Below are 7,346 nucleotides of genomic sequence, written 5' to 3'. Positions count from 1 at the left end.
CGGTAATGATGCCTTTGTCGACCCTCGATCGAAGCGTCACTGAGCCGGTCATCCGCCGGTTGAATGCGCTGCGGCCATTGTCGGCTGAGGCTTCCGCCGTGCTCGAGCACGCCATGCTCGAAGGGATGCAGCGCGCCGGGGCAGGCGAAGATCTGATCTCGGAGGGCGATCCCGTCGACAGCGTCCGCATCGTGCTCTCGGGCTGGCTCAGCCGCTACAAGACGCTGGAGGACGGCCGGCGCCAGATCGTCAATTTCGTCTTTCCGGGCGAAACCTGCGACGCGCACGCGTTCCTGCTCTCGGTGATGGATCATTCCATCGCGACCATGACGCCGGTGGTCTATAGCGAGATCAAGCGCGCGCGCTTCGAGAGCCTGTTGGCGAGTGATCGCTCGCTCGCCGAAGCCTTCTGGTGCGAGACGCTGGTCAACAACGCGATTCAGCGCGAGTGGGCCATCAATCTTGGTCGCCGTACGGCACTTGAGCGCGTGGCGCACCTCTTTTGCGAAATCTTCGAGCGGCTTCGCCCGGTCGGGTTGATCGAGGGCAATTCCTGCATCATGCCGGTGACGCAGATGGATCTCGCGGATGCCACCGGCCTTTCCGTCGTTCACTTGAACCGCACGCTGCAGGAGCTGCGGGCGACCGGTCTGATAGCACTGCGGGAGCGCACCTTGACCATCAGCGACCTCAGCGCGCTTAAGGATGCCGCGCTGTATTCGCCGAGCTATCTGCAACTCTATCGCCGCGGTTGACCGGCTTTGCTCACAGAGGCCCGGCCGGCCTGTCCACGGAACCGGTTCGCTCGGCTCAAGTCGGCAGCAACCGGCCCGAACGAGGCGCTTCAATCGCAAAATATGCGTGTCCCGTGTCCCGCCAGTAACGCCCAAGGTTCACTTTTGAACCAAATCGGTGCAGGCCGGTTGACCCGCATCACCGGCACAGGCTCTGCCCGTAGGCGCTGGTGGCTGAGAGACTGATTTGCGCTCCCGCCTGCAAGCAGGGAGCGCCATCATGCCGGATAGACAATGGGTCTATCGACCTTCCAACGATGAGACACAGCACGTCGATTTGTTGCGCCAGTTCCTGGAGGAGGCGCGCAAGGTTCTCGACGTGGCCATGCCCGACACTTTCCTGGGCCGCAAGACTTACGAGCCGTTTCCGAAGGAAGAGGCCCAATAGCGGTAATACTCTTGTCCTTTCCGGTCGGGAAAAACTGGCACCAACTGCATAGTCGATCAGACCTATCCTATGTTAATTTTGGAGCATGGGACGTGAGCGCGTCATCCTGGCGATTGCCGTCGCGGCCGGTGCTTTCACCGTCGGCGCCGTCTCGGTTCTTTTGCTCGGCTTTTGATCTAGCTCAATGAGCGCGCATCGCTCGGGCGTTGCCTGTCATGGGGCAGGAAACTCCGAACGGGGCGCACCATGACGCGGCCGTTAATAGTCCAATCGCTGGTTTGGCTCCTGGCCGCTCTCGGTGTGCTGGCTATTGTCTCGATGGTTCTCTGAGGCCGCGCCGATCGGGCGCGAGAGGGCAGGCTGCACGCGCCGGGAACAGGGCGGATATCAGCGCGTCCGGTTGTCATTAAATCCTTGTGTTGCCCCCGTCAGCCAAACCCGCAATTGATCGGTCAAGGCCCCGGCCGTCAAAATATTCCACTTAGCCGAAATTCGGCTTTGCCGTAGGTCGCCTGCGCCAGCTAAATTCGCGCAGCGTTAACCTATTGAAATGCCGGAACCCGCACCTGCGCCGGAAGCTGCAAACGAACCTGCCCGGTTGGGCCGCCCCAGTCCGGCATCGCGTCGGCCCCGGCGCTACCTCCCGCCGGGGCCAGGGTCCTTTCGAACTCGTCCGTGAAAAGCGATGACCACCAAACGCAATCGAACCAAACAGACGCAATCGCTCCAGGAGCGTTTGCACGCGTCCGCCGAAAAGGCGCGCGAGCTTGCGCGCCGCATGCCCGCGGGCAAGGAGCGCGAGCTGTTGCTGCGCCGCGCCAAGCAGAATGAAGTGACCTCGAACCTGACGGATTGGCTGAGCGCCCCCGGCTTCACGCGTCGGAGGGTATGACCATGCAGACCATCAAGCACTACCGTGCCTTCCAGATCGATCCCGACGGCCACGTGTCCGGCTGCATCAATCTCGTCTGCGGCGACGACGAGGAGGCCAAGCGCGAGGCTGCCCGGCTCGTGCTGCTCCACCGCATCGAGCTGTGGCGCCTGGACACGCGGATCGCACAATTCGAACTGCCGCCGGATAGCGTGCGTCAGTAGGCCACCGGGTAGATGACCGCGGGGATCCGCGGCCTGCAGCCGGCCGCACAATGAACCAGGACTGAGCCGATGTACGCGCTGTTCGAAGGTGACAGACAGATCGGCGATCCCTTTCCCACCGAGAAAGAGGTGTGGGAGGCCGCCCTGATCGAAGGGCTGGTGACCGATGTCCCGGTGGCGGACGAGGAGGGCGGCCGGATCCTCCCGGCCGGATATCACGTCCGCAGGCTGGACGAGACCTGAGACTCACGGCCGGATTGGAAGCTGCCGCGCAGGGATATCGTAGTGGAGGGCGGCCATTTCCGACGCCCGGCCACCTCCTGACCGTCGGCAAAACACCTGTCCACCACGGCGCTTGCCAGCCCAAAGCCGAGCGGGTAGAAACCCTCCACGCCTGAGCCGTGATTTGCGCGAAACGCGCTTCCGGCAAAGTCGGACAGATCAGTAAGATATTGAATTTGTTCGACTATTCCGTTGGGGAATGGTGTAACGGTAGCACAACAGACTCTGACTCTGTTTGTCTTGGTTCGAATCCAGGTTCCCCAGCCATCGGCGTAAACATCAATAGAATCAAGTGCTTAGCGCGCCGTAAACGCCAAAAGACGTAACACCTCGTAACAGCACGTCGTAACGTTACGACAGCGATTTCGACTCAATTCCGCCATAATCGACGCGCAAGATAATTGCGCGTTCGGGCATCGCTCCGAAACAAAAGCACAGCACAGAGAAGCTTCCCCCGCACCGCCTAACCAGCGGGCCAACCTCTGCATGTGCGTATTTGTCTTTCGCCTCCCGCTTTAAATCCCTTCTCGGTATCGAGACCAAAGCCGCGCCCAGCCTCGCTGACGCGAGCGGGTTTTATTTTGACTTGTTCGGCGCGAGCCAGACCCTCGCTGGCGTAACCGTCACGCCCTTCAGCGCGATGCACGCCGCGCCGGTCTCCTGCGCGGTCCGCACGATCGCCGAAGCCGTGTCGTCGCTCCCGGTCAAGGTATTCAAGCAGACCGATACCGGCCGGCGCGAAGAGATCGCCAATCATCCCATCGCCAAGCTGCTCAACGAGGCCCCGAACGGCTGGCAGCCGGCCGCGACCTTCAAGCGGCTGATGACGATGGACTGCCTGCTACAGCCCTACGGCGCGTTTTGTCAGGTGAACCGCGTTGGCGACGGCCGCGTTTATGAGCTGCTTCGGCTCGATCCGCGCCTGTCATCCGTGGTCGTCAATTACGCCAACTATGAACCGCTGTATGCGCTCAAGACGAGCGGTAACGACGCCGCCCGCGAAATTCCCGCCTCGCAGATCCTACACTTCGCCTCGCCGGCATACGACCAAACGCGCGGTTTGATAGGCGAGAACCGAGACGTCATCGGGCTGGCGATCGTTCTGGAACGCTTCGCCAATCAACTGTTCCTGAATGGCGCGAAGCCCAGCGGCATCATGAGCGTTCCGAAGACGTGGGTCAAAGAAACCCTCGACAAGGCCAAGGCCGGCTTTAGCGCTTCGCATTCCGGATCGAGCGCGGGCGGCACCGCCTGGATCACCGACGACATGAAATTCCAGCAACTCATGCTGAGCGCAACCGACGCCCAGTATATCGAGTTGCGCAACTTCATGCTCGGCGAGATCAGCCGCGTCTTCAAGGTCAGTCCGCACCTGCTCATGGTGTCGGAGCGAAACGCAGCTCGGTCAATCGAGGCCTTGGAGCAGGAGTTTCTCAGCTTCTCGCTGCTACCTCATCTGATCGCGCAGCAGCAGGAATTCACGTTGAAGCTCCTCACGGAAGAGGAGCGCGACGCTGGCATCACGATCGAATTCGACACGACGCACCTCGTTAAGGCGGATTTCTTGCAGCGCAGTCAGGCGCTCCAGGCCGCTGTCTCCAGTCGGATCATGACGCCCAATGAGGCGCGCGATCTCGGTTGGTCATTGGGGCCGATCGACGGTGGCAACGTTCTCGAAAATCCCTGGACCTCATCCGCACATGCCGGCGGCAAGCTCAACACCGGCAACGACAACAACGACCAAGAGGACACCGCCCAATGATGCGGACCATCTACCTGCACGGCAAGCTCGGCAGCGACTTCGGTCGATCTCATCGCTTCGACGTTGCGACGGCCGCCGAGGCGCTGCGTGCGCTCAACTGCGCCTTCCCCAAACGCTTCGTGCAGGAGATCGAGGAGGGCTATTACAAAATCGTGCGCGGCGACAAGCGCACCGGCATGCAGCTCGACCTCGATCTAGTGAACGAGTTCAAGCTGGGCGCTGCCGACCTCCATATATTCCCGGTTGCCAGAGGCGCAGCTACGGCGAGGACCGCGAAGGGCACGACCAAAGTCGTGCTCGGTGCTGCCCTGGTCGGCAGCGCGATCTTCATGTCCGGCGGCGTCCTTGCGACCCCGCTCGCCGCGACTGGCGTTCTCTCTGGCACCAGCTACGGCACCATGGCCGCGATCGGCTTCGGCCTGATGCTCTCCGGCGCCTCGACGTTGCTCGCCAAGCCCGCCAGCCAGCCAACACAGGCCTCCAATGGCCTCAACGTGAACGGCGGCAACATCGGCAATTCCGGCCAGCAGGGCAACGCAGTCCCGCTGATCTACGGCGAGTGCATGGTCGGCTCTACGCCGATCGCGGCCTGGTCCGACGTAGAAGACATCGACGTTTATGCGCAGAACACCGGATCCATTGAGGCCGCGTTCGATACGCCGGCCTACGGAGGGCGCGACTGATGGCGCTCACCGCATTCTTTGGCGACCAGGAATATACGTTCAAACTCACGCCGGCATTGATCCGCGAGCTTGAGGCCAAGTGCGGCCCCATCGGCGCGATTACCAGTCGCGTGTTCTCGCGCAACTTCGCCCAGGTCGACATCAACGAAACCATCAGGCTCGCGCTGATCGGCGGCGGCGCTGCGCCCAAGCGCGCGGCTGAATTGATCGCCGCATACGCGGAAGGCCGGCCCCTCATCGAAACATACGAACTCGCCGCCAAGATCCTGGAGCGGACCCTGTTCGGCGATCCCCATGAGAAGGAAGTGAAATGAGCAGACCTCACCGCAACAAAACCGGCCTGCAACGCAAGCTTGGGCGCGTTCTCGCCCGTCGAAAAGCGCTCGTTGACTGCAAATGCAGCGACCGCCGCATGGCACGCTTGCTGGTGCACCATCGTAAAGCTGGAGCGCGCGCATGAGCTTCGCTGTTGGCACGCCCATCTCCGACGCCAACCCACTGCCCACGAGAGTAGCGGGCCAGTTGCTCGACAACATGGGGCAACCCATCACGCCCGACAACTACACACAGAACTTCACCTACAACACCGACGGAACTCTCGCGTCGATATCGTTCACCGACGGCACCAATACCTGGACGCAGAACTACACTTACAACGCTGGCAACGTTGCCAGCGTCAGCCGGTGGGTTCGCTCGTGATGGACCGTCTGGAGATCAAAGCAACACTCAACGTCACCGATGCCGGCGAGATCGTTGGCACCGCTTGGCCGTTCGGCGAGCCCGACACTGCCGGCGACATCATCACCAAGGGAGCGTTCGGCTCGATCATGGCCGACCTTCCTATGCTCTTTGCCCACAACCCGGATGACCTAGTGGTTCATCACAGTGATTTTGACGTTTTGATACCGAGCCATCCGAGGATAGGCAACTTTTCGGGTGGCAAGAGGATCTCGATGCTTCGAGCGACGCCGGGCTGGCGACGAATGAACCCGTTGCGTTCGAGGGTGAGGATCATCTGGTGGACTGACGGCGGGCTGACGCGGAAATGCCGCTGGATGTCGGCCTCGGCGGGCGGCTGTCCGAACATGTACGAGTAGGTATGGATGAAAGCGAGATAGTGTCCCTGCTTCTCGGTGAAGTGCGCGCCTGATTTTTGACTCATAGCTGGATTCGTCCCGGCCTCCGACAAGGAGGCGAAGCATGAATGTACGTTATCGGGTCGAATTGAGCCAAGCCGAGCGGGACGAACTGACGGCAATGCTCGGCGGCGGCACGCATTCCGCCCGCAAACTCAAACGGGCTCAGATTGTGCTGGCGGCCGATTCAGGCAGCTGCGACGCGGAGATTGCCCGAACCGTCCGGGTCAGCCTTTCCACCGTCGGCCGGACCAAACGCCGTTTCGTAGAAGGCAATCTGGAGCGGGCCTTGAGTGAGGAGCCGCGTCCGGGCGCGGAACGCAAGCTGACAGGCAAGGAAGAGGCCCTGCTGGTGGCGACGGCATGCGCCAAGCCGCCCGCCGGCCGCAAACGCTGGACGCTGACATTGCTGGCCGACGCGATGGTCAAGCTCACCGATCACGCCAGCCTGTCGGGCGAGACCGTGCGCCGCCGGCTGGCCGACAACGACCTCAAGCCGTGGCGCCGGGATATGTGGTGCATTCCTCATGTCGACGGCGAATACGTCGCCCGGATGGAGGATGTGCTCGATCTCTACGCCGAGGCGCCGGATCCCGAGCGGCCCCTGGTTTGCTTCGACGAGACCCCAGTCCAGCTGATCGGCGAGGTACGCCAGCCGATCCCTGCCCAACCGGGACAGCGCGAGCGCTACGATTACGAATATCGCCGCAACGGTACCGTCAATCTCTTCGTCACCTTCGATCCGCATCGCGGCTGGCGCAATGTCAAGGTTACAGACCACCGCGCCGCGGTCGACTACGCGCACTGCATGCGCGAACTCGTCGACGTCCACTATCCCAATGCCGCCTGCATCCGTGTGGTGCAGGACAATCTGTCGATTCATACGGCCGGCGCGCTATATCAGGCATTTGCGCCTGCCGAGGCCCGTCGCATCCTGCGCCGCCTCGAGTTCCACTACACCCCGAAACACGCCAGCTGGCTCAATATGGTCGAGTGCGAGATCAGCGTGCTGCAGCGCCAGTGTCTCGGCCGTCGCATCGACGATCCCAAAAGGCTTCGAAAAGAAATCGCAGCATGGCAACGGCAGCGAAACAAGGCGCGAGACCGCATCAAATGGATGTTCACAACCGACAAAGCCCGCGCCAAACTCGGTCGCGCCTATCCAGTTGCCGCCAAAGAGTCAAAACCACTGTGATGAACCACTAG

The 7,346-nt window shown here is 61.7% G+C and carries 12 protein-coding genes and 1 tRNA gene; 11 read left to right on the top strand and 2 right to left on the bottom strand.

Features of this window, described 5'->3' with window-relative positions; translation table 11 throughout:
• Positions 1-8: 8 nt before the first annotated feature.
• The 6 genes from AXW67_RS27965 (at position 9) to AXW67_RS27950 (ending at position 2,826) form a co-directional block, all read left to right on the top strand.
• A complete protein-coding gene (locus tag AXW67_RS27965) occupies positions 9-755 on the top strand; it encodes a Crp/Fnr family transcriptional regulator (protein WP_063680503.1) in 747 nt (248 codons plus the stop codon).
• Between the two features lie 259 nt (positions 756-1,014).
• Positions 1,015-1,182 (top strand): hypothetical protein, encoded by a 168-nt coding sequence (locus tag AXW67_RS42880; protein ID WP_156917915.1) that lies wholly within the window; start codon positions 1,015-1,017, stop codon positions 1,180-1,182.
• Positions 1,183-1,867: 685 nt separating this feature from the next.
• Positions 1,868-2,074: a hypothetical protein gene (locus tag AXW67_RS27960; RefSeq protein WP_027551615.1), complete on the top strand. Its 207-nt coding sequence runs from the start codon at positions 1,868-1,870 to the stop codon at positions 2,072-2,074.
• A 2-nt stretch (positions 2,075-2,076) separates the two neighbouring features.
• On the top strand, positions 2,077-2,277 hold the full coding sequence (locus AXW67_RS27955; protein WP_027551614.1) for a hypothetical protein: 201 nt from the start codon (positions 2,077-2,079) through the stop codon (positions 2,275-2,277).
• A gap of 69 nt (positions 2,278-2,346) precedes the next feature.
• Positions 2,347-2,520, top strand: coding sequence for a hypothetical protein (locus AXW67_RS43335; protein ID WP_198024685.1), 174 nt, complete (start codon positions 2,347-2,349; stop codon positions 2,518-2,520).
• A 232-nt stretch (positions 2,521-2,752) separates the two neighbouring features.
• Positions 2,753-2,826, top strand: a tRNA-Gln gene (locus AXW67_RS27950).
• Positions 2,827-3,135: 309 nt separating this feature from the next.
• Here the strand turns inward: AXW67_RS27950 and AXW67_RS44400 are convergent.
• Positions 3,136-3,276, bottom strand: a complete 141-nt coding sequence (locus AXW67_RS44400) for a hypothetical protein (RefSeq protein WP_245315754.1) — start codon at positions 3,274-3,276, stop codon at positions 3,136-3,138.
• Here AXW67_RS44400 and AXW67_RS27945 point away from each other — a divergent pair.
• The 4 genes from AXW67_RS27945 (at position 3,248) to AXW67_RS27930 (ending at position 5,703) form a co-directional block, all read left to right on the top strand.
• A complete protein-coding gene (locus AXW67_RS27945) occupies positions 3,248-4,321 on the top strand; it encodes a phage portal protein (protein ID WP_245315752.1) in 1,074 nt (357 codons plus the stop codon). The genes AXW67_RS44400 and AXW67_RS27945 overlap by 29 nt on opposite strands.
• A complete protein-coding gene (locus AXW67_RS27940) occupies positions 4,318-5,004 on the top strand; it encodes a tail assembly protein (RefSeq protein WP_063680487.1) in 687 nt (228 codons plus the stop codon). Before AXW67_RS27945 ends, AXW67_RS27940 begins: the two co-directional genes overlap by 4 nt.
• The gene (locus AXW67_RS27935; protein ID WP_063680486.1) at positions 5,004-5,318 is read left to right on the top strand and encodes a gene transfer agent family protein; all 315 of its coding nucleotides are present in this window, start codon (positions 5,004-5,006) and stop codon (positions 5,316-5,318) included. The genes AXW67_RS27940 and AXW67_RS27935 overlap by 1 nt, the downstream gene beginning before the upstream one ends.
• A gap of 142 nt (positions 5,319-5,460) precedes the next feature.
• Positions 5,461-5,703, top strand: a complete 243-nt coding sequence (locus AXW67_RS27930) for a hypothetical protein (protein WP_063680485.1) — start codon at positions 5,461-5,463, stop codon at positions 5,701-5,703.
• Between the two features lie 181 nt (positions 5,704-5,884).
• On the opposite strand, the gene AXW67_RS41010 is transcribed toward AXW67_RS27930, so the two are convergent.
• The gene (locus tag AXW67_RS41010) at positions 5,885-6,166 is read right to left on the bottom strand and encodes a LexA family protein (RefSeq protein WP_063675745.1); all 282 of its coding nucleotides are present in this window, start codon (positions 6,164-6,166) and stop codon (positions 5,885-5,887) included.
• A gap of 38 nt (positions 6,167-6,204) precedes the next feature.
• On the opposite strand from AXW67_RS41010, the gene AXW67_RS27920 reads away from it, so the two are divergent.
• A complete protein-coding gene (locus AXW67_RS27920; RefSeq protein ID WP_063675747.1) occupies positions 6,205-7,335 on the top strand; it encodes an IS630 family transposase in 1,131 nt (376 codons plus the stop codon).
• Positions 7,336-7,346 lie beyond the last annotated feature (11 nt).

It is taken from the genome of Bradyrhizobium neotropicale (assembly GCF_001641695.1).
GTDB lineage: Bacteria > Pseudomonadota > Alphaproteobacteria > Rhizobiales > Xanthobacteraceae > Bradyrhizobium > Bradyrhizobium neotropicale.
Note: the sequence above shows the minus strand (reverse complement) of the source record. Positions and strands in the feature narration are given on the sequence as shown.